General features: G+C 63.2%; 16 protein-coding genes and 1 pseudogene. 6 read left to right on the top strand and 11 right to left on the bottom strand.

Going from position 1 to position 22,451, the window contains the following annotated elements; translation table 11 throughout:
• Nucleotides 1–7: 7 nt before the first annotated feature.
• Both BQ8482_RS05410 and BQ8482_RS05405 read right to left on the bottom strand, forming a co-directional pair.
• Nucleotides 8–646 carry an acyl-homoserine-lactone synthase gene (locus BQ8482_RS05410; protein WP_095493548.1) on the bottom strand — a complete coding sequence of 213 codons (639 nt, stop codon included), beginning with the start codon at nt 644–646 and terminating at the stop codon, nt 8–10.
• A gap of 97 nt (nt 647–743) precedes the next feature.
• A complete protein-coding gene (locus BQ8482_RS05405; protein ID WP_123146565.1) occupies nt 744–1,475 on the bottom strand; it encodes a helix-turn-helix transcriptional regulator in 732 nt (243 codons plus the stop codon).
• 287 nt (nt 1,476–1,762) lie between these two features.
• Here BQ8482_RS05405 and BQ8482_RS05400 point away from each other — a divergent pair, with 287 nt between their 5' ends.
• Entirely contained in the window at nt 1,763–2,581 is an 819-nt protein-coding gene (locus BQ8482_RS05400; RefSeq protein WP_123146564.1) for an ABC transporter substrate-binding protein, read from the top strand.
• A gap of 40 nt (nt 2,582–2,621) precedes the next feature.
• Here BQ8482_RS05400 and BQ8482_RS05395 read toward each other — a convergent pair whose 3' ends face one another.
• Nucleotides 2,622–3,032 (bottom strand): tellurite resistance TerB family protein, encoded by a 411-nt coding sequence (locus BQ8482_RS05395; RefSeq protein WP_165848425.1) that lies wholly within the window; start codon nt 3,030–3,032, stop codon nt 2,622–2,624.
• Nucleotides 3,033–3,203: 171 nt separating this feature from the next.
• Here BQ8482_RS05395 and BQ8482_RS05390 point away from each other — a divergent pair, with 171 nt between their 5' ends.
• Nucleotides 3,204–4,853, top strand: coding sequence for a lysine--tRNA ligase (locus BQ8482_RS05390; protein ID WP_123147398.1), 1,650 nt, complete (start codon nt 3,204–3,206; stop codon nt 4,851–4,853).
• Here the strand turns inward: BQ8482_RS05390 and BQ8482_RS05385 are convergent.
• The 7 genes from BQ8482_RS05385 to BQ8482_RS05355 form a co-directional block, all read right to left on the bottom strand.
• The gene (locus BQ8482_RS05385) at nt 4,816–5,640 is read right to left on the bottom strand and encodes a thermonuclease family protein (protein WP_123146563.1); all 825 of its coding nucleotides are present in this window, start codon (nt 5,638–5,640) and stop codon (nt 4,816–4,818) included. The genes BQ8482_RS05390 and BQ8482_RS05385 overlap by 38 nt on opposite strands.
• Nucleotides 5,641–5,649: 9 nt before the next feature.
• A complete protein-coding gene (locus BQ8482_RS05380) occupies nt 5,650–6,300 on the bottom strand; it encodes a S24 family peptidase (RefSeq protein ID WP_123146562.1) in 651 nt (216 codons plus the stop codon).
• 81 nt (nt 6,301–6,381) lie between these two features.
• Nucleotides 6,382–8,601, bottom strand: coding sequence for a 3-hydroxyacyl-CoA dehydrogenase NAD-binding domain-containing protein (locus BQ8482_RS05375; protein ID WP_123146561.1), 2,220 nt, complete (start codon nt 8,599–8,601; stop codon nt 6,382–6,384).
• Between the two features lie 14 nt (nt 8,602–8,615).
• Complete coding sequence (locus BQ8482_RS05370) at nt 8,616–9,824, bottom strand: acetyl-CoA C-acetyltransferase (protein ID WP_123146560.1); 1,209 nt, start codon at nt 9,822–9,824, stop codon at nt 8,616–8,618.
• A gap of 30 nt (nt 9,825–9,854) precedes the next feature.
• The gene (locus BQ8482_RS05365; RefSeq protein WP_123146559.1) at nt 9,855–11,024 is read right to left on the bottom strand and encodes an acyl-CoA dehydrogenase family protein; all 1,170 of its coding nucleotides are present in this window, start codon (nt 11,022–11,024) and stop codon (nt 9,855–9,857) included.
• Between the two features lie 239 nt (nt 11,025–11,263).
• Nucleotides 11,264–13,060, bottom strand: coding sequence for an acyl-CoA dehydrogenase (locus BQ8482_RS05360; protein WP_123147397.1), 1,797 nt, complete (start codon nt 13,058–13,060; stop codon nt 11,264–11,266).
• A gap of 311 nt (nt 13,061–13,371) precedes the next feature.
• Nucleotides 13,372–13,833 carry a MerR family transcriptional regulator gene (locus BQ8482_RS05355; protein ID WP_095493558.1) on the bottom strand — a complete coding sequence of 154 codons (462 nt, stop codon included), beginning with the start codon at nt 13,831–13,833 and terminating at the stop codon, nt 13,372–13,374.
• A 477-nt stretch (nt 13,834–14,310) separates the two neighbouring features.
• On the opposite strand from BQ8482_RS05355, the gene BQ8482_RS05350 reads away from it, so the two are divergent.
• The 4 genes and pseudogenes from BQ8482_RS05350 to BQ8482_RS05335 all read left to right on the top strand — a co-directional run bounded on the left by BQ8482_RS05350 (nt 14,311) and on the right by BQ8482_RS05335 (nt 21,526).
• Nucleotides 14,311–18,255 (top strand): SEL1-like repeat protein, encoded by a 3,945-nt coding sequence (locus tag BQ8482_RS05350; protein WP_123146558.1) that lies wholly within the window; start codon nt 14,311–14,313, stop codon nt 18,253–18,255.
• A 192-nt stretch (nt 18,256–18,447) separates the two neighbouring features.
• Nucleotides 18,448–19,371 (top strand): sulfite exporter TauE/SafE family protein, encoded by a 924-nt coding sequence (locus BQ8482_RS05345; protein WP_123146557.1) that lies wholly within the window; start codon nt 18,448–18,450, stop codon nt 19,369–19,371.
• Nucleotides 19,371–20,162: a TIGR02186 family protein gene (locus tag BQ8482_RS05340; RefSeq protein ID WP_123146556.1), complete on the top strand. Its 792-nt coding sequence runs from the start codon at nt 19,371–19,373 to the stop codon at nt 20,160–20,162. The genes BQ8482_RS05345 and BQ8482_RS05340 overlap by 1 nt, the downstream gene beginning before the upstream one ends.
• Before the next feature lie 108 nt (nt 20,163–20,270).
• Nucleotides 20,271–21,526 (top strand): annotated as a pseudogene (locus tag BQ8482_RS05335) (Hsp70 family protein).
• Nucleotides 21,527–21,532: 6 nt separating this feature from the next.
• Here the strand turns inward: BQ8482_RS05335 and BQ8482_RS05330 are convergent.
• Entirely contained in the window at nt 21,533–22,435 is a 903-nt protein-coding gene (locus BQ8482_RS05330) for a LysR family transcriptional regulator (RefSeq protein WP_123146555.1), read from the bottom strand.
• Nucleotides 22,436–22,451 lie beyond the last annotated feature (16 nt).

The raw sequence follows: 22,451 nt of genomic DNA, 5'->3' as shown, positions 1-22,451 counted from the left end.
CCAATTCTCACGAGGCCTGCCTCATTCCGAGCCTGTCGGGATATCCCCTGGCCAGCACCGGCGCGAAATGACTGCGACGAGAACGCACCACCTCAAGCGTATGCTCGTTGAAGGTGAGCAGTGTGGCGACGACCTGCTGGTTGCCATAGGTGCGCTGGTAGCCAAGCGGCTTCGCCAGGAAGTGCAACTGCAGCGCCCGCAGGACCCACATCGGCTCGAACTCGATGATCACCTGGTTGACGTTCCGCTTCAGCCCCCACTCGACGAAGCCGGCAATGAGCTCGGTGCCGACCGTCGAGACGCCGCGCTTGCCGTCACGAAAGCCCGGCGCCACCGCGTAGCGGGTCAGTTCCCAAACGTTCGGGCCGGACGGCGGCGTCCCTTCATAGAGGTCCGCCAGCACCTCGGTCAGAAGATGCGCCCGCGTTGTCGGCAACATCCGCTGATAACCGGCGAGTTCGCCATTGCGGACGACGAGTTGATGCACCGCCTCGTCATGGTCGAACTGATCGATCTCAAGGCCATCGGGGCGCTGCAGGTCGGTCCAGCCCATCTCCTCGACGAAAATCTTGTAGCGCAAACGATGAACGGCCTCCCAAAGGTCGGGACGTTCCATAAGTTCCTGTGTGGTAAGGGAAAAAAGCATCTGCCGTCTCCTAGGTTCAATAGGAAGATACGGCCGGGCTGTCCCGAGAAAATTACGCGATCACGTAGGCAAGAATTTCTAGGCCGGCACGGCCGAGCTAGCTAATATAGCCGCGCCTTATCGCTTCCGCGACCGCCTGCACCCGGTTGACGGCACCGAGTTTGCTTTTGGCGTTAAGAAGGTGTTTCTCTGACGTGTGTTCCGAAATGCCGAGAATCTGTGAAATCTCCCATTCGGACTTGCCGACGGCGGCCCATTGCATGCATTCGCGCTCACGCGGCGTCAGTTCGACGTGGTCGATGGTCTGGGCCGCCATCGTGTGGAGTTGCATGGCACGGCCGATCGCATAGGTCGCGGCCAGCGACACCAGTCCGAAATCGGCGCCAGACAATTCGACGGCTTCGCCGCCGAGCGACACCATGACGATCTGGCCATCGAGCGTAACCAGCGGGAAGGCCAAACCGTCGCGCAGCTTGAATTCGCCGGCGTCGCCCATCACTTCGCCGCTGCTCTTGTCGATGCGGATGCTCTGGGACGCCTCCCGCCACTGGAACGGCGCCTGAAGCTGCTTCATGTGGCTGACGACGGGGTCGTGGTCGACATAGTTGCGCGCCACATAGCGCTCGAGCCATTCTCCCGGCCACTCGCAAAGCAGCACATGGTCCTTTTGCTGGCCTCTTGGCGTGCCCGGTTGCGGAACCGTTCCGGCCATCAGCGCCGTCAGGCCGAACTCCGAGGTTATGCCAAGCAGTTTTTCGCAGACCGCGGTCGCCGTGTTGGCGTGCTGCAGCTGATCTATGAATTCCAGTGTACGATCGAAGTGGCCCATCGCAACATCTACCCCATGTTGCCTTCCGCGTTAAGATCAACGGTCCAGTGCTACCTGCACTTTGCCATCGACCCCGGATTACAAACCTGCTCCTCTCTGTTTGCAGCGCCTTGCAGCTACCCTCCAGCCGACGCCACACATGTTTGCAAGCTCGCTGAAGCATAACCCTAAATCGGCGTGATGAAATCAAAAACCGTTGTGCCTGTGTCATTTTCGTACCAAAAGCCACATTGGACAGGACAGGGCGGAGCTCGATCGTGGCAATTCGGTGGATACCCGTCGTCTTGATGCTGGCAATGACGGGGGCACAGTGGCTCACGGCAGCGCGTGCCGCGGAGCCGCAAGTGCCGGTGCTGTGGGATGCAAAGGAGCGGCTGCCGAAGCCTGACCTTTCCGCGCTGCCGCGTCTGAGATTCCTGACCACCACCGATTTCCCGCCGTTCAACTTCCTCGACGGGGCGGGCCGCCTGTCCGGCTTCCACGTCGATCTGGCGCGCGCCATCTGCGCCGAACTCGGCATCGCGGAAAAATGCCAGATCCAGGCACTGCCCTGGGCCGAGCTCGAAGGGGCGCTGCAGAAGGGCGAAGGCGAAGCGATCATTGCCGGCATCGCCGCCACGCCGGAGTCGCGGTCGAAATATGCCTTCTCGCGCTCCTACCTGCAGTTTCCGGCACGCTTCATCATGCCGAAGACAAAGGCGCTCGCGGAACCGATCTTCGACAGGCTGCGCGGCAGGCGCGTCGGCGTGGTGGCCGGCTCCGCGCATGAGCGCATGCTGCGCGATTATTTCAGCACCGTTCAGGTCGTACCCTTCGGCCGGCCGGAAGAACTCCATGATGATCTTAAGGCCGGCAAGGTCGACGCCGCCTTCGGCGACGGCATGCGCTTCGCCTTCTGGCTGGGCGGTTCGGATGCCGCAGCATGCTGCCGCTTCGCCGGCGGCCCCTATCTGGCGCCAGAATATCTGGGCTCGGGAATGGCCATCGCCACCAGGGCCAACGATCCGGCGCTGGCCGCGGCATTCAACTACGCGCTGCAGCAGATCTCAGTGAAGGGCATCTTCGCCGAATTTTATTTGCGCTATTTCCCGGTCAGTTTTTTCTGATCCGGTCCGGTCAGCTTCTTCTGACCCTTCAGTGCCCGGATCAGGTCAGCGTGCGAAGGCGGGCTTTGGCGGAGCGGGCGATGGCTGCGACGGTGAGCGTGTCGAGATCGAGCTGGCGACGGATAAGCTGCAGCACCCTCACCTCCTCCAAGCGCATTTCGAGGTCGACGGCCGCAACCTCGAAGGCTGCGGCATAGGCGGTATCAAGCAGGCGTTCGGGCAGTGCTTCAGCGACGCGCGCCAAAACGCCTTCCAGCCCGTCCTTTTCGTGCAGCATCTTTTGGCAGTCCTGGGCGACGCCGACCAGCCGGTCATGGTCGAAGTCTTCGAACACCGGCCATGAGCGGACGACGTCGCCGATCCGCGCCAGTTCGACATCGGTCATGTCGCGATCGGACGCGGAGGTGATGACCATCAGATAGATCAGGGCTTCATGCGGCGGCAACGACATTTAAAAACTCCTCAAACGGGCTCCGAAGTTAGGAACGCGGCACCGACGCTGCAAGGAAAAAGAGCCGCGATCGTTGACGCCTACGGCAGGCACGCCTAGAGACCGGTGGAAAAAATCTCTTCCGGCCCCCTATTTGCGGCGATGCCGGCGAACAATTTGGAAAACAGTGACATGGCGGGATCAAACATCATCGATCTCAATCCCGAGGTGCTTGCGGCAGCGGCTGAAAGCAAGGCGTGGCCGTTCGAGGAAGCCAGGAAGATCGTCGAGCGCTACAAAGACACTGACTTTCCCGAGACCGTCCTGTTTGAGACCGGCTACGGTCCGTCGGGGCTGCCGCACATCGGTACTTTCGGCGAGGTCGCACGCACGTCGATGGTGCGCCACGCCTTCCGCGTCCTCACCCGGGACACGGTCAAGACCAAGATCTTGTGCTTTTCCGACGACATGGACGGTATGCGCAAGATTCCGGACAACGTCCCCGATCGCGCCGCACTCGAGCCGCACCTGCACAAGCCGCTCTCGTCCGTCCCCAATCCTTTCGGCGGCGACTATGCGAGCTTCGCAGACCACAACAACGCAATGCTTTGCCGTTTCCTGGACACGTTCGGCTTCGACTACGAGTTCGCCAGCGCGACGGAATACTACAAGGCTGGCCGTTTCGACGACGTTCTGCTGCGCGCTGCCGAACGTTTCGATAAGATTATGGACGTGATGCTGCCGACGCTCGGAGAGGAGCGTCAGGCGACCTACAGTCCGTTCTTGCCGATTTCCCCCAAAAGTGGCCGCGTGCTTTACGTCCCCATGAAGCATGTCGACGCCAAGGCCGGCACTATCACCTTCGATGATGACGGCACCGAAACCACGCTGCCCATAACCGGCGGCAGGGTGAAGCTGCAGTGGAAGCCGGATTTCGGCATGCGCTGGGCGGCGCTCGGCGTCGACTTCGAAATGTTCGGCAAAGACCACCAGACGAATGCGGTGATCTACGACCGTATCTGCAATATCCTGGGCGGGCGCGCGCCCGAGCATTTCGTCTATGAGCTGTTCCTGGACGAGAACGGCCAGAAGATTTCGAAGTCGAAGGGCAACGGACTGACCATAGACGAGTGGCTGACCTACGCGCCGACCGAAAGCCTCGAGCTCTACATGTACCAGCGGCCGCGGCAGGCCAAGAAGCTCTATTTCGACGTCATTCCGAAGGCGGTGGACGAGTATTACGCCTTTCTGTCCGCCTATCGCCGGCAGGAGTGGAAGGAGCGGCTGGGAAATCCCGTCTGGCACATGCATGACGGTAACCCGCCTGTCGTCGACCTGCCGGTGTCGTTCGCGCTGCTGCTCAATCTGGTCAGTGCCTCGAACGCCCAGAACAAGGACGTGCTGTGGGGGTTCATTTCGCGCCACACATCAGGCGTGACGCCGAAGACCCATCCCGAGCTCGACCGGCTGGCCGAGTATGCGATCCGCTATTTCGACGATTTCGTGAAGCCGGCCAAGGTGTACCGGGCCGCCGACGCGGTCGAGCGCGAGGCGCTGACGAAACTCTCTGACGCGCTCGCCGCGTTGCCGCCAGATGCCGATGGCGAGGTGATCCAGAATGCCGCCCTCAACGTTGCGCGCAAGATCGAACGTTATCAGGACCATTCGAAGCAGAGCCCGGAAGGCGGGCCGGGCGTCTCCGTCGCCTTCTTCCAGATGATCTACCAGGTTTTAATCGGCCAGGAGCGCGGCCCGCGCTTCGGTTCCTTCGCCGCCCTCTACGGCATCGCAGAAACCCGCGCGCTCATTCAGAAGGCGCTGGCTGGTCAGTTGGCGGCGTAGCCGTCGCCGACGAATCGAGAATCGGCTGCGTCGGCTGCGCTGCCGCGACAGGGGCTGGTGCCGGAGGCAGGCCGGAGAGACTGGGCGCCGGCCCGAAAATGCCCTTCCTCGCCGTACGCGCCTTCTCGCCGGCCTCGACGTAAGGGCCACCCTTGGCTGCGCGCGCCCAGCCGTTTTCGATCAACCACTGACCGACATCCTGGTTGCCAACGCGGCATTCGGCGGCGATCAGGTCGCGGCCGCCTTCGGGCGGCACCGCGCAAACCACCGCCCGGCCGCGCAGGAAAGCACGGAACGCCGTTCGCGCCCGGCTGCCGCACGTCCAGGACTTGCCGCCGTCGGCGCAAGTCTCGTCCTGCGTGATGATGTCGATACCCGAAACCGCGACCGAGTAGCCCTTGGCCTCGATCACACCGGCGGCAGTTGCAATCGGCTGGAACAGTTTTGTCCCGTTCCAGTCGTCGGGCATTTTCGATTTGGGCGGTCTGGCCAGCGCCAGATCACTCAGCGGCGCGCGCGGCTCGACCCGTTCAAGCTCTTCGGGTTGAAGCTGCGGCGGCGCGACGACCTCGGGATCGATGGCCCTGGAATGCGCCTCCGGCCTCGCCGCCTTGGGTCGCGGGTTCGCTGATGTGGCAGGCGCTTCGGATTGCGCCGCCATGCCGGCCTGCGCTCGAGCTGCGACACGGCCGTTTTCGTCATGCAGCACGGCGCGGCCGCCGGCGGCAATCGCGGCCCCGATCACCAGGATCGTCGACACCGCAGCGGCTGCATGAAGCGGGCGCACCGGCGGCCCTTACTGGCTTGCCCAGACAATCCGCGCCACCCATTCGACATCGCGCATGGGGATGTCGCGGTCCGGGTGATCGGGATTGAGCGAGACCAGCATGATCGACTTCGCCGTCTGACGGTCCAGCACCTTGGCCATCACCTCGCCGGCATTGGTCTTGACGACGACCCGGTCGCCCTTGCGGGTGGCAGCGCCCGGCTCGACAATCAGCACGTCGCCGTTGCGGTAGAGCGGCAGCATGGAATCGCCCTGGACCTGCAGCGCATAGGAGGTTCCGGTCGCCTGTGCCGGAAGCTCGATCAGGTCCCAGCCCTGCCCCGCCGGAAAGCCGGCATCATCGAAGAAACCGCCGGCGCCGGCCTGGGCGAAGCCGAGCAGCGGCACCGAAGACCGCCGTGCGGGCAGGGGTCCGGGGCCGGGCTTGCCCCGGCCTTCGACCAGTCCCGTGAATTCGTCGAGCGAGGCGCCCGTCGCCTCAATGATCTTGGCCAGCGATTCGGTCGACGGCCAGCGCGGCCGCCCGTCCGAGGACAGCCGCTTCGACTTGTTGAAGGCTGTCGAATCGAGGCCCGCACGCTTCGCCAGCCCCGAGGCCGAGAGCGAATAACGCTCGGCGAGAGCATCGATTGCGGCCCATACGCGGTCATGCGAGAGCACTTTTGCTCTCCTTCAGAACAGGAAAAAATACCTTCTCTGTTCTAACCGGTGGCCGCGATCTTGTCCACCAAGAAGGCGGCGTCACGCCGCCTTCTTGGCCTCGCTCCTGGCATAGGGATCGAAGCGTTCGTAGAAAGTCTCGCCCTTTTCCGCCATATCGAGCAGGAGCTTCGGCGCCTTGAACTCGGCACCGTACTTCTTCTGCAGGCCCTTGGCGATCTTGACGAATTTCTTTGCGCCGATGCCGTCGACGTAGGACAGCACGCCGCCGGTAAAGGGCGCGAAGCCAAAGGCGAGGATCGAGCCGACATCGGCTTCACGCGGATCGGTGACGATGCCCTCCTCCATCACCCGGGCCGCCTCCAATGCAATGGTGACCAGGAGCCGCTGCTTCAGTTCCTCATAGTCAACCTTTTCAGGCGGCAACTGCGGATAGAGATCCTTCAGGCCCGGCCACAACTTCTTCTTGGCAGGCTTTTGCGGATAGTCGTAAAAACCCTTGCCGTTCTTGCGGCCAAAGCGGCCATGAGTATCGACCAGCGTGTTGATCAGCGCCATCTGCTTCGGGTCGACCGCGTTTTCGCCGAGATCGCGCATGGTCTGCTTCATGATCTTCTGCGCGAGGTCGATCGCCGTTTCGTCCGTGAGCGCCAAAGGACCAACCGGCATGCCGGCGGCCTTCGCCGCATTCTCGATCATCGGCGCCGGAACGCCCTCGATGAGCATCTTGTAGGCTTCCGACATGTAGCGCAGCACGCAGCGGTTGACATAGAAGCCGCGCGTGTCGTTGACGACGATCGGCGTCTTCTTGATGGCGCGGACGAAGTCGATCGCGGTGGCCAGCGCCTTGTCGCCCGTCTTCTTGCCCAAAATGATCTCGACCAGCATCATCTTGTCGACCGGCGAGAAGAAATGGATGCCGATGAAATTCTTCGGCCGCGCCGAATTCTTCGCCAGCGATGTGATCGGGATGGTGGATGTATTCGAGGCGAAGACCGCCGCCGGCTTCAGCATGGCCTCCGCCTTTTCGGTGGCGTCCTTCTTGACGCCCGAATCCTCGAACACCGCCTCGACCACCAGGTCGCAGCCTGCGAGGTCGGCATAGTCGGCCGTCGGCGTGATCAGCGACAGCAGCCTGTCCTTGTCCTCCGGCTTGGCGCGGCCCTTCCTGACCTGATCCGAGATCAAGCTGTCCGAATGCGCCTTGCCCTTGGCGGCAGCTTCCATGTCGCGGTCGAGCAGCACCACCGGAATGCCGGCCTTGGCCGTAACATAGGCGATGCCGGCGCCCATGAAACCGGCGCCGAGCACGCCGATCTTCTTGAACTTGGTTTCCGGCACGCCGGCGGGGCGGCGCGCACCCTTGTTCAGTTCCTGCAGCGACACGAACAGCGAGCGGATCATCGCCGCCGCTTCTCTTGTCTGCATGATCTCGGTGAAATAGCGCTGCTCGATGCGCAAAGCGGTGTCGAACGGCACCAGCAGGCCTTCATAGACGCATTTCAGGATGGCTGCGGCGGCAGGATAGTTGCCATAGGTCTCGCGACGCAGGATGGCGATTGCCGGTGGCCACAGATTGGCGCCGGCCACCGAATAGATCGGGCCGCCGGGCAGCTTGAAGCCCTTCTCGTCCCACGGCGCCACCGGCTTCAAGCCATTTTTGATCATGGCCTTGGCGGTCTCGACCAGCTTTTGCGGCTCGGCGATCTCGTGGATCAGGCCCATCGACTTGGCCTTCTGCGGCGACAGCGTCTGGCCGGAGGTCAGCATCTGCAGTGCCTGCTGCTGGTCGGTCAGCCGCGGCACGCGCTGGGTGCCGCCGGCGCCTGGGAAAATGCCGATCTTCACTTCGGGGAGCGCCATCCTGACCTTGTCGGAATCGGCCGCGACACGACCATGGCAAGCGAGCGACAGCTCGAACGCGCCGCCCATGCAGGTGCCGTTGATCGCCGACACCCACGGCTTGCCTGAGGTTTCCAGCTTGCGGAACAGGCCGGTCATATAGCCGGCGTTGTCGAACAGCGCCTTGGTCGCCTTGTCCAGGTCCTTGGCTTTGTCAGCGGCGAAGGTCGCCAACATCTTCTGCAGCATGGTGATGTCGGCGCCGCCCGAGAAACTATCCTTGCCGGAAGTGATCACCGCCCCCTTTATCGCCGCGTCGCTCGCCACCTTGTCGACAATGGAATTCAGTTCCAGCATGGCTTCTTCGGTGAAGACGTTCATCGACCGGCCCGGCATGTCCCAGGTGACCAGCGCGATGCCGTCGGCGTCGATGTCCAGCGTGAAATTGGTATAGCTCATCGGTCTCTCTCCCGTCAGACGCGTTCGATGATCGTTGCGGTGCCCATGCCGGCGCCGATGCAGAGGGTCACCAGCGCGGTATCGAGGTCGCGACGCTCAAGTTCGTCCAGCACCGTTCCGAAGATCATCGCACCTGTGGCGCCGAGCGGATGGCCCATGGCGATGGCGCCGCCATTGACGTTGATCCTGTCGTGCGAAATATCGAAAGCCTGCATGTAGCGCAGCACCACCGAGGCGAAAGCCTCGTTGAGCTCGAACAGATCGATGTCCGACAGCTTCATCCTGGCGCGCTTCAGCAGCTTCTCGGTCACGTCTACCGGACCGGTCAGCATCAGCACCGGTTCCGAACCGATATTGGCGAATGCACGGATGCGCGCGCGCGGCTTCAGGCCGATCGTCTTTCCAGCCTTCTTCGAGCCGAGCAGAACGGCCGCCGCGCCGTCGACGATACCGGACGAATTGCCGGCGTGGTGGACGTGGTTGACCTCTTCCACCTCGGGATGCTTCTGCACCGCGACGGCATCGAAGCCGCCCATTTCGCCGGGCATGACGAAAGACGGGTTGAGTGCCGCCAGCGACTGCATATCGGTCGCGGGCCGCATGTGCTCATCGTGGTCGAGGATGGTCAGGCCGTTCTGGTCCTTGATCGAGATCACCGAATTCTTGAAGCGGCCCTCGCCCCAGGCTTTGGCAGCACGCTTCTGGCTCTCGACCGCATAGGCGTCGACGTCGTCGCGCGAAAAGCCGTATTTCGTGGCGATCAGGTCGGCCGAGATGCCTTGCGGCACGAACCAGCCCGGCAGGCCAACGGAGGGGTCCATGAACCAGGCGCCACCGGATGCGCCCATGCCGACGCGCGACATCGATTCGACGCCGCCGGCGATGACAATCTCGTCGGCGCCTTGCGCAATTTTGGCTGCGCCGAAATTGATGGCGTCCAGGCCAGAGGCGCAGAAGCGCGAGATCTGCATGCCGGGCGCTTTCGTGTCGTAGCCCGCCTCGAAGGCGGCGGCGCGCGGAATAACAGACCCCGCCTCGCGGACCGGGTCGACGCAACCGAAGATGATGTCGTCGACGGTGCCGGTATCCAGCCCATTGCGGTCGCGGATCGCCTCGAGCACCTTGGCGCCGAGCCGCACCGCCGGCACCTCGTGCAGCGAGCCATCCTTCTTGCCCCTGCCGCGCGGCGTGCGCACGGCATCATAGACATAAGCTTCGGCCATTTTCTTGCTCCTTGGTTTGCTGAAAGTCGCTCAGAGAGAGCGCCCGATCAGCAATTTCATGATCTCGTTGGTGCCGCCGTAGATGCGCTGGACGCGGGCGTCGCGGAACATGCGGGCGATCGGATACTCATTCATGTAGCCATAGCCGCCATGCAATTGAAGGCATTCGTCGACGACTTTTCCCTGCAGGTCGGACAGCCAGTATTTGGCCATCGAGGCCGTCACCGGGTCGAGGCCTCCATTGATATGGCGGGCAACGCAGTCATTGTAGAAGACCCGGCCGATGGTCGCTTCGGTCTTCAGTTCGGCCAGCTTGAACTGGGTATTTTGGAATTCGATAATCGCTTTGCCGAAGGCTTTGCGCTCCTTGACGTAGTCGATGGTCTGCGCCAGCGCCCGCTCGATCATGGCGATGGCGCCGGTGCCGATCTGCAGCCGCTCCTGCGGCAATTGCTGCATCAGCTGGACGAAGCCCTGGCCTTCCTCGTGGCCGAGCAGATTGGAGGTCGGCACGCGCATATCGTTGAAGAACAGTTCCGACGTGTCGTTGGCCTTGAGCCCGATCTTGTCGAGGTTGCGGCCGCGCTCGAACCCTTCCACCTCGTCGGTCTCGATGACGATCAGCGAAGTGCCCTTGGCGCCCTTCTCCGGATCGGTCTTGGTGACGATTATGATGAAGTTGGCGAGCTGGCCGTTGGTGATGAAGGTCTTCGAGCCGTTGACCTTGTATTGGTTGCCATCCTTCTCGGCTCGCGTCTTGACGCCCTGCAGGTCGGAGCCGGCGCCGGGCTCGGTCATGGCGATGGCGCCGATCAACTCGCCGGTCGCCAGTTTCGGCAGCCATTTCTTCTTCTGCTCCTCCGAGCCGTAGTGGAGGATGTAAGGGGCGACGATCGAATTGTGCAAGCCGATGCCGAAACCGTCGACGCCGACATGGCCGATCGCCTCGATGATGGCGCTCTCATGCGCGAATGTCCCGCCCGAACCGCCATATTCCTCCGGCATCGAGGCACAAAGCAGACCGGCCGCACCTGCCTTCAGCCAGCTCTCGCGGTCGACCATCTCGTTCTTCTCGAACTCTTCATAGCGCGGCGCGATCTCTTCCGACATGAAGCGGTGCGCCATGTCGTAGAGCATGCCCACCTCGTCCGCCGCCCAGGCGGGTTTGGGGAGGCCGAGGATTTCGGCGGGGTTGGTCATGCTATTTCTCCCGCGCCAACGCTCCCCTCCCCCTCGAGGGGAGGGTGGCCGCGAAGCGGCCGGGTGGGGTAGCCGGTGGCGTGCTCGATCTTATCTTTTACAACCTGCGCCATATGCCACGGCATTGCGATCATTCTCCTCCCAGGGCATGTCACCATAAAAGAGGTCGCGCACTGCACGCAGGACCCCTCCCGGCCCTTCGGGCCGCCCTCCCCTCGAGGGGGAGGGGAACGTCGAGCTTAGAACGCTTCCGCTGGCAGTGCCATCAATGTCTCCGCGCCGCTGGAGATGCGGGCGAGGTGAGCCGACGTCTCCGGCATGATCCGCTCCATGAAAAAGCGCGCCGTCACCAGCTTGCTGTCGTAGAAGGCCGAAGAACCATTGGCGTCATTCGCCAATTTCGCCCCGGCTGCCTTGGCCATCTGCGCCCACATATAGCCCAGCGCTACCAGGCCGAAGAGATGCATGTAGTCGGTCGAGGCGGCACCGGCGTTGTCGGGCTTGGTCATGCCGTTCTGCATCAGCCACATCGTCGCCGCCTGCAGATCGTTGAGGCCCTTCTTCAGAGCCTTGGTAAAGGACGCCATCTTCTCGTCAGTGCGGTTCTCCTCGCAGAACTCGCCGACCTCCTTGAAGAAGGCCTGCACGGCGCGGCCGCCATTCAAGGCCAGCTTGCGGCCGACGAGGTCGAGCGCCTGGATGCCGTTGGCGCCCTCGTAGATCATGGCGATGCGGGCATCGCGCACGAACTGGCTCATGCCGTGCTCTTCGATATAGCCGTGGCCGCCGAACACTTGCTGCGCCATCACCGCGTGGTCGAAGCCCTTGTCGGTGAGCACGCCCTTGACCACCGGTGTCATCAGGCTGGTGTAGTCGTCGGCGGCCTGGCGGTCCTTGTCGTCACTGGCACGGTGCGCGATGTCCGACTTGATCGCCGTCCACAGCGCCAGCGCGCGGCCGGCCTCGTTGAAGGCCTTCATAGTCATCAGGCTGCGGCGGATTTCGGGGTGGACGATGATCGGGTCGGCCTTCTTGTCCGGCGCCTTCGGCCCGGACAGCGAGCGGCCCTGCAGGCGATCCTTGGCATAGGACACAGCGTTCTGGTAGGCGACTTCCGACAGAGAAAGCCCCTGCAGGCCGACGCCGAGCCGGGCCTCGTTCATCATCGTGAACATGGCCTTCAGCCCGCCATTGGCGTCGCCGAGCAGCATGCCTTGCGCCTCGTCATAGTTCATGACGCAGGTCGAATTGCCATGGATGCCCATCTTCTCCTCGATCGAGCCGCAGGAGACGGTGTTCTTCTCGCCCGGATTGCCGGACGCATCGAGCTTGAGCTTCGGCACGATGAACAGCGAAATGCCCTTCACGCCTTCCGGTGCGCCCTCGATGCGGGCCAGCACGAGGTGGACGATGTTGTCCGACATGTCGTGCTCGCCGGCCGAGATGAAGATCTTCTGGCCTGAAATCCTGTAGGTGCCGTCGCCATTGGGAACCGCCTTGGTGCGCAGCAGGCCGAGATCGGTGCCGCAATGCGGCTCAGTCAGGTTCATGGTGCCGGTCCAGATGCCCTCGACCAGCTTCGGCAGCCATGTCGCCTTCTGCTCGTCGGTGCCATGGGTAATGATCGCCGCGATCGCGCCCTGCGTCAGGCCGGGATACATCATCAGCGACATGTTGGCCGAAACCATATATTCGGAAACAGCGGTATGCACCGCGTAAGGCAGACCCTGGCCGCCAAATTCGATGGGTGCGGCCAGCCCCATCCAGCCGCCATCGCGATACTGGTCGAAGGCCTCCTTGAAGCCTTTCGGCGTCGTCACCGAACCGTCGTCATGGCGCACGCAGCCTTGCATATCGCCGACGCGGTTCAGCGGCTGCATGACGTTTTCGGCGAGCTTGGCGCCTTCGGCGAGGATGGCCTCGACCACATCCGGCGTCGCGTCGGAAAATCCGGGAAGATTGGAATAGCGCCGGTAGCCCAGCACCTCGTTCAGCACGAACAGCGTGTCCTGGACCGGCGCCCTGTAGATCGGCATGCGTTTCCTCCACCATGCGGCCTTGGCTCCGAAATCAAGCCCCAAAAAATGAATCAGGGACAGCATGCGGACCAATGTTCAGGTCGGGATAGCAAAAGTTGACGTTTGCGTAAACGTCAACTTTTTGATGTGGCAAATTTTTCCAGGGCCTCACCCGCGAGCGTAGCGGCGCTTCACCATTGAAGCCAGTGCGGAACGATTGAAATGTGTATTCATCCCGACGCAGCCGGAAGGCAGAAAGAGCCGCGCGGCCAACGCCCCGCGGCTCTCGTTCGTCAGAAGGCCGTTCACCGGAAGCCGGCGAGGCCGAATTATCCGGCGGCGCTGGCCTGCGGCGCCGAACGTTCGATCAACATCTGACGCACCGCCGCCATCGAGTTGCTCAACTCGTTGATGGCATCGTCGATCAGCGCCCGCTGCTTCTGCAGACGGGCAAGCTGCTTCTCCGACTTGTCGAGCGCCAGTCGCAACTGCTTGGTGTTGGAGCCAGTCGGGTCATACAGATCCATCATCTGCTTGACGTCGCGCAGCGAGAATCCGACCTTGCGGCCGAGCAGGATCAGCTTCAGCCGAGCCTTGTCGCGTCGCGTGTAGAGACGGGTCGAGCCGTCGCGCTGCGGAGTGAGAAGACCCTTGTCCTCGTAGAAACGCAGCGTGCGCAGCGTTACTCCGTATTTCTTGGCCATCTCGCCGATGCGGACAAGATCCTCGCCGGCTTTGTCAGACATGTCATTGGTATTGGCCGCGGCTTCGCCGGGCGAAACAAGTTTCATGGTCACTGGCTTTCCCCATCTGGTGGCGCCGCGGTCCCGGACCTTGCGTCGCCTGAGCGGAAGCGGGGGCGTGCTTCCACTCGTGGTTTCAACAAACAAATCGCAAACGGCACAGTCTGTGCACCTTTACGTTTACGTCAATTCTATACCGATAGCCGCCTCACGAAGCAAGGGCGTTGTGGGGGAGGAACTTTTTGCCGCATCCGCCAGCGCATGGCCCGGCGGCGCTTAGGCAGCCCGTCAACAACGTTGCAACTTCTTAAGCTTGGTTAACGCGTTGTTTACCACGTTGGGCGAAATGTGCGCATGTCGGTTACCCGTGTTTATCCTGTAGCGAATTTTTCACGGTTTTTCGGAGCGTGGGTGAAACCCGGGAAGGTCGTCTTCCACCGCAGCAAGCCGCGCGGCCGCCTTCGTTTCCGGCAGGACTTTGGGAAACTGGTCATAAGCCAGCAGTAATTCTGAACGGGCGCATCGATGAACAGCAAGCGGTCCTATCTCGATACACTCAACGTCGGCAGGCAGCGCAGGCCGCACACCACGCTTGAACAGCTCAACCGTTCCCTGGAAACGCTGGAGCAGCGGCTGGAGCGGACGCGCGAGGACCTGAGCGAGCGTCCCGATTCGCGCCGGCCGAGCGCGGAGCCGCGCTATGCCAGCGCCCGGCCCTATGAGGATCCGCGCCCGGCGCAGCCGCCGAAAAGCCCGGAGCCGGCTGCCTTTGACCAGACTTACCAGGCGATCGCCCGCGATATCGACCGTGTGCGCGGCCAAGAAGACGGCGTCGCCGTGGTCGGCAAGATCGCCGGCGAATTGCGCGGCCTGCGCGAGGAACTGCGCCACCAGATGACCGCCGGCCTGCAGCGCGAATTCGAAGCGCTGCGCAAGGACATCGAGCGGGCTTTCCAGGCAAGCGCCGAGCCGGGTGGTCAATCGGGAGGCGGCAAAGGCAGCGCCGAACTCGGCGTCGAGTTTGAGCGGCTTTCCGGCGCCATCCAGACTCTGGCCGAAAGGAGCGACGACAGAAGCGTCAACATGCTCCGGCTCGAACTGGAGCAGGTCAAGGCCGCGCTCGACACGCTGGCGCGAGAGGAGAGCGTGCAGGCGGTTGGCCGCCGCTGGGACGATTTCGACCGCCGCTGGACCGCGTTCGAGGATCGTGTCGATGCCGATCAGCGCAAGCGGTCGGACGCACCCGGTCTTTCGATGCTGACCGACCGGCTCGAACAGATTGGCAACGCCGTCAACAATTTGCCGGAGTCGCTGTCGCTGCGGTCGATCGAAGAGAAGGTCCGCACGCTTGCCAGCGCCGTCGATCATTTCGCCAGGCAGCAGGACAATCGCGGCAGCAGCACATTCGGTATGATCGACGAGCGGCTGGACGAGATTTCCCGAGCTATCGTCGCATCCACCGTCGCCGCGCAGGCCAATTCATTCGACCCCGAACCCTTCGAACGCATCGAGAAGCGGATCGCCTCGCTTGCCCAGCAGATCGAGGAAGTCACGCAAGTTCACCCCAGCGGCGAGGTCATCGACCGCCTCAACATGCTGTCGAGCCGGGTCGACGATCTTGCCGGCCGGGCCAATTTGCCGGAGCAGGCGATGGAGCGTCTCGACAAGCAGATCGCGCTCATTGCCGACAAGATCGACAGGGCGCCTGCAATGCCGGATGCCGACTATATCTTCCAGGGGCTGGAGCAACGTTTCGACGTGCTGTCCGGCATGATGGAGCGCCGCCAAGGCGACGCGATCGAACAAGGCAACTTGCTGTTTCGTGATCTCGAGCGCCGGCTGGACGAAGTCGTCGACAGGCTGGACCAGCGCATGCCGCAGATCGACGGCGCCGGCATCATGGATGCCATCGACGCCCGCTTCAGCGCGCTGGCCCAGCGCATGGAAACGCGCGTTCCCGATTCCGCAAGCGAAGCGGCGATCCGTGGCCTGGAAGGCCGCCTCGAAGATATTTCAAGCCGGCTGGATTCATCGGCCGCACAAGTCGCCGGCATCGACCCGGCCCTGATCCGCAGCCTGGAGGCGCAAGTCGCGGGTCTGTCGGCGCATCTTTCGAAGCCCGGCACGCCATTGCCGGAATTCGAGGACATCAGCCCTCGTCTCGACGAAATCGAGAAGTCGCTGGCTGGCACCCGCGATTCCATCCTCAGCGCAGCGCGCGAGGCAGCCGAGAGCGCCGTCCGCTCACTGGCCGACTCCAGTGCCAACACGGCGGCCGTTTCTGGCCTCGCCCAGGATCTGAAGACGCTCGAATCACTGACGCGCCGTTCCGACGAGCGCAATTCGAGGACCTTCGAGGCCATCCACGACACGCTGCTCAAGATCGTCGACCGGCTGGGCTCACTGGAAACCGGCGAGCCGACCGACGCGGTGAGCGAACTTCTGAATACGCAATCGGCCGAGCCGGACAGCTGGCGCGGCGCGCGACCGTCAAAGATGGCCGTACGTGACGCGCCGTCCATGGACATCGACCAGCCATTGCCGCTGACGGGTGACATGGCCGACCTCGACAGCCATGCCACGGCCATCATGCGCAATGAACCAGGTTCGCGTAGCGAACCGGGCACGCGTACGCCGGCCGAAGCCGCTGCGGCCGCGGCGATGGCGGCGCTTGGTTCGGATACTGTGACGGAGAAAAGTGAGCAGCCCGGCGGCCGGAAGTCGATGCTCGGCGGACTGGCGCGCGTCTTCAAGGGTAAGAAGGAGGCAGACGTTCCACCGCTTGCCGGCTCGGCGCCTGATGTCGAGATACCGAGCGCCGATCTCGACGAGCCGCTGGATCCGAAGGTTGCCAACCGGCCGCTGGAGCCCGGCTCCGGCCCACCCGACCTCAACGCCATCATGAAACGCGTGCGCGACGAACGCGGACCGCCGGTCAGGCCCGGCAGTGCCGATGCATCGAAAGCCGACTTCATCGCCGCAGCCAGACGCGCGGCGCAAGCGGCGGCCGCCGAGGCCGACGCTCTCAAGCGACAATCGAAGATGAGCGGCCCGGTGAAGGCGCTCAGGATCGGCGACCTGCTCAAGGCGCGGCGCAAGCCGATCCTGATGGCGGCCGCGGCAGTCATGCTGGCGCTCGCCGGCCTGCAACTGGGCACGGCCTTTTTCTCCGACCCCGTTGAAATAGCCAGCAACGATGCGGCGCCGATCGCGGCCGCGCAGCCAGCGAAAACCGCGTCGGCCGGTACCGCCAGCGAGCCGAAGACGGACGCGCAAACTGCAGGACAGGACAGCGCGCCGGCCCGCGTCGTCCGGCAGGCAGAGCCGTCCGAATCGGTAACCGAAGACGACATGCCGGCGCAGACCGCCCTCGCCGCGCCGTCGGACGCCGAAACGCCGATGGAAATCGGACCCGAGGCCGAACCTGTTCCTGCGCCCATCACTCCAACGGCGTCGCCCGATCCGGCGGCGAACGTGACAGCCTCGGCACATGCGGGCCCGACGGCTGCGGACACCGAGCCAATGGCCACAGCGCTGGCCGCCACGCCCGCGACCCCGGACATGACCGGCACGGTCACGCCCGCGGATGCTTCGACGACGGCGGCCGCTGCCAAGATCGACATCCCAGCCGATGCCGGCCCGGCTGCCTTGCGTGACGCAGCGGCCGGCGGCGACGCCAAGGCGTTGTTCGAGATCGGCTCGCGTTACGCCGAATCGCGCGGCGTCAAGCAAGACATGGCAGCGGCCGCCAAATGGTATGAAAAGGCCGCCGAGCTCGGCTTCGCGCCGGCGGAATACCGCATCGGCAACTTCTATGAGAAGGGCACCGGCGTCGCGCGCGACGTCAAGAAGGCGAAGACCTGGTACCAGCTCGCCGCGGAGCAGGGCAACGCCAGCGCCATGCACAATCTCGCCGTGCTCTTTGCCATGGCTGCGGACGGCGTGACCGACAATGAATCGGCCGCGCACTGGTTCCAGGCGGCCGCCGATCTCGGTGTCAAGGACAGCCAGTTCAATCTCGGCATCCTGGCGGCGAAGGGCGTCGGCATGAAGCAGAATCTCGAAGATTCCTACAAATGGTTCGCGCTCGTTGCCAAGACCGGCGACAAGGATGCGGCGGCAAAGCGCGACGAGATCGCCAAGGCGCTCAGGCCCGAGCAGCTCGAACGCGCACGCGCCGCCGCCGAACTGTGGAAGGCGAAGCCGCTCGATCCTGCGGCCAATTCGGCCGACATTCCCGAATCCTGGCAGGACGGCACGCCGCAAACGACCGCCAGCGTCGACATGAAGAAGGTCGTTCAGAACATCCAGCGCATTCTCAACAAGAACGGCTATGAGGCCGGCAATGCCGACGGCGTGATGGGCCAGAAAACCGAGGATGCCATAATGGCTTTCCAGACCGACAACGACTTGAAGCCGACGGGCGCGGTCGACGAAAAACTGGTCAAGGCGCTGCTTGCGCGCAAATAACGGCAGATGCGTCGCTTCCACGACGCCTTTGCCACACATTTGCCTGTTAACTGATTGAGTTGTTTTTTGTTTCGGCGGCGTGGCGAGGTTTGACTTCGCCGCCCGGCCGGCGCAAGAACGAGATAGGCTTTTAGGCGCGAAATGCCCGCAACGGTTGCATTCGTCGAGAGGCAAACTGATCGAGACTGACGGGTGGGCATCTATCTCCCGATCGCGGAAATTTCCGTCAACATTTTCGTGCTGCTGGCCATGGGCGCGGCGGTGGGTTTCCTTTCGGGCATGTTCGGAGTGGGCGGCGGCTTCCTCATCACGCCGCTGCTGATCTTCTACAACATTCCGCCGGCGATCGCGGTCGCTACCGGCGCCAACCAGGTCATCGCCTCCTCCTTCTCCGGCGCATTGTCGCACGTGAAGCGCGGCACGCTCGACTTCAAGCTCGGCGGTGTGCTTTTGGCAGGCGGCATCGTTGGCTCAACGGGCGGCATCTTTGTCTTTGGTTTCTTGCGCAGGCTCGGCCAGCTCGACCTGTTCATCTCGCTGCTCTATGTCGTGCTGCTCGGCACCGTCGGCGGGCTGATGCTGGTCGAGAGCGTCAATGCGCTGCGCGCCACGCGCAGCGGCGCGGCGCCAGTGCTGAAGAAATCCGGCCAGCACAACTGGATCCACCGCTTGCCGCTGAAGATGCGGTTCAGGGCCTCGAAGCTTTTCGTCAGCGTCATCCCGGTTCTCGGCCTCGGTGCCGGCATCGGTTTCCTGTCGTCGATCATGGGCGTCGGCGGCGGCTTCATCATGGTACCGGCGCTGATCTATCTCTTGAAAGTGCCGACCAACGTCGTCATCGGCACCTCGCTATTCCAGATCATTTTCACCTCGGCGTACACCACGCTGGTCCATGCCACCACCAACCAGACGGTTGATGTCATGCTCGCCTTCCTGTTGATGGCGGGCGGCGTCGCCGGCGCGCAATACGGCGCCAAGGCCGGCCAAAGGCTGCGTGGCGAGCAACTCAGGGCGCTGCTGGCACTGCTGGTGCTGGCGGTCGCCATTCGGCTCGCAATCGACCTGTTCGTGACGCCTCCCAGCCTCTATTCGCTGTCCGGCGTGGACCCGACCTGATGGCGGGCTTGAGGGCGTTCCTGGCCGTTGCCTCGCTGTCGCTGTTCGCCGCCTCGTCACCGGCAAGAGCGCAGACGCCGGTTACCGAAAACATCCAGATCGGCCTGTCCACCGACTATGTCTCAATCACCGCCGGCTTTTCCGGTGCCGACCTTACCATCTTTGGCTCATTGGAAAATGCCGACCCGCTTGTCGCCCGCCAAGGGCGCTACGACATCGTCGTCGTGCTTGAGGGTCCGGCCCGGAAGGTCGTCGTGCGCCGCAAGGACCGGGTGCTCGGCATCTGGATCAATCTGGAGTCCGAGACCTTCAAGAATGTGCCGGTGTCCTATTCGGTGGCGACGACGCGGCCGCTGCAGGACGTCACCGACCCCAACAGCTACAAGCAACTGTCGCTCGGCGCCGCCAACATCTACATGCAGCCGGCCGACGATGACGACAGTCCGGCGACCATCCAGGAATTCACCGCAGCGCTGCGCGAGCGTAAAACGGCGACCGGCCTCTACAGCGTGAATGTCGGCGGCGTGCAGTTCCTGTCGCAGAACCTGTTCCGCGCCACCGTCAGGCTCGCCCCCAATGTTCCGGTCGGCACCCATAAGGCCCGCGCGTTCCTGTTCAAGAGCGGCCTGTTCGTCAAGGAAAGCTCCGCCCAGCTCGAAATTCGCAAATCCGGTTTCGAACAGTCGATCTTCCGCGTCGCCCACGATTATTCTTTCCTGTATGGCGTCTTCGCGGTGTCGTTGGCCATGCTGACAGGCTGGCTCGGAAGGCTCGTCTTCCGGAAGGATTAAACTCTCTTCAAAAGGCGGTTCCCCTTTTTACGCGCATGGGTTAGACCGCGACCCCGGCCCGACCGGACACGAGCTGTCGCTCCCCACAATCAGAATACAGGCTTCACGATGCGATCAGCATTCGGCGGTATCGACTTCGGCACTTCGAATTCCACAGTGGGCGTGGTTAGGAACGGGCAGCCGCAGCTCGTGGCGCTGGAAGACGGTCAGGTGACGCTGCCGAGCGCGGTGTTCTTCAACTTCGAGGACAACCGCACCTATTTTGGGCGCCGCGCCATCGCCAACTATACCGACAGCATCGATGGTCGTCTGATGCGCTCGCTGAAGAGCGTACTCGGCGGTACGCTTGTCCATGAAAAGACGCGCATCAAGTCCCGATCAATCGCCTTCACCGAGATCATTGGTCTGTTCGTCGGCCATCTCAGGAAAAGGCTGGAAGAGGATGCGGACGACACGGTTGAAAGCGTGGTGCTCGGTCGTCCCGTGCAGTTCGTCGACGACGATTCCGAGGCCGATGCCAAGGCCGAAGGTGAACTCGAAAACGCGGCCCGCACCCAGGGCTTCAAGCATATCGCCTTCCAGTTCGAGCCGATCGCGGCGGCGCTCGACTACGAGCAGAATGTCACGCGGGAAGAACTGGCGCTGATCGTCGACATGGGCGGCGGCACGTCCGACTTCTCGATCGTGCGGGTCTCGCCGCAGCGCGCCCGCTCCCTCGATCGCAAGGACGACATCCTGGCAAGCCGAGGCATCCACATCGGCGGCACCGACTTCGATCGGCTGTTGAGCATCACCCATGTGATGCCGCAACTCGGCTACCTCTCGCCGACCAAGGACGGCAAGCGCAACTTGCCGGCCAGCTACTTCATCGACCTGGCGACATGGCAACGCATCAATCTGGTCTACACCGCCAGGGCGATGACCCATCTGCGCCAGATCCGCTACGAGGCGGAACGCGCCGACCTGGTCGACCGCTTCATCCACATCGTCGAGCATCGTTACGGGCACGCGCTGGCGGCTTTGGTCGAAACGGCCAAGATCGAGCTGACGCAGCAACTTTCTGGTGATGTCGTAGTCGTGCTGCCCGGAGCGAGTTTCGCGGCAGAAATTTCCCGCGCCGGGCTCGAGGCCACGATTGCCAGGGATATCGAACGGGTGCCGCGACGGTTGGCGAGACGATCCGCGACGCGCAGGTGAAACCATCCGCCATCACCGCAGTGTTCCTGACCGGCGGATCGACCGCCATCCCGCTGGCAAGGCAGCAGATATTGGCCTTGGTGCCGCAGGCGTCCGTCATCGAAGGTGATATGTTCGGCTCGGTCGGGCTTGGGCTGGCGCTCGATGCGCAGCGGAAATTCGGCTGACTCGGCTTACCCGCGGACGGTCTCGCCGGCCTTCGCGCCCAGATGCGCCTTGAGCGCCATCTGGGCCAGGCTTGCCTGCCGGTCACGATGCGTGATCATGGCGAAATCACGTTTCGGCAGATCGATCGGCACGGAACGCAAGCTGCCTTCGGCAACGGCGCGCTCGACAACGAGTTCCGAAATGATGGTGGCGCCGGCGCCGGCCTCGACCGCCTGACGGACCGCCTCGTTGCTCGGCAGCACCAGGAATATTCGCAGGTCCGCGAACGAGATCCCTTCGCGGCGGGCAAGATCTTCCAGCACCTCGCGGGTGCCCGACCCGCCCTCCCTGATGATCCAGCGGAGCTCCCTGATATCGGGATGCCCGCGCGAGACTTCAGCGATCTCGGGATGCGAATGCGCCACGACCAGCATCAGGCGATCCACGTCGACCTTGGTGCGCCGCAATATGTCGGATTCGGTGCGCCCCTCGACCAGGCCAAAATCAGCCGTACCGTCCAGTACGGTGGTCTCAACCTGCCTGGTGTTGCCGATGGTCACGCTCAGCCTGACGGCGGGATAGGCCTCGTGGAAGGAGGCCAGCCGGCGCGGCAGCCAGTAGCTGGCGATGGTTTGGCTGGCGGCGATGGAAAGGCTGCCGGTGATCGTCTGCGAGACGTGCTCCAGCACGTCGTGGGCGGCAGTCGCCCGTTCAAGCACGGCCTTGGCCTCGGGCAGGAACCGGCGCCCGGTCTGCGCCAGCTCGATGTTGCGACCGACCCGGTTGAACAGCTGGACGCCATGCTGCCGTTCGAGCGAGCGGATGGCGGCCGAGGCGGCCGATTGGGAAATACCCAGCAGCTCGGCCGCCTTGGTCATGTGCCCCCGTTCGGCGACAGCAACGAAGATCCGCAGTTGGTCCAGAGTCATGGGGAGAATTAAGAAA

It is taken from the genome of Mesorhizobium delmotii (genome assembly GCF_900149755.1).
Classification (GTDB): domain Bacteria; phylum Pseudomonadota; class Alphaproteobacteria; order Rhizobiales; family Rhizobiaceae; genus Mesorhizobium; species Mesorhizobium delmotii.
The sequence above is the reverse complement of the archived record's forward strand: the minus strand, read 5'-3'. Positions and strand labels throughout refer to the sequence as shown.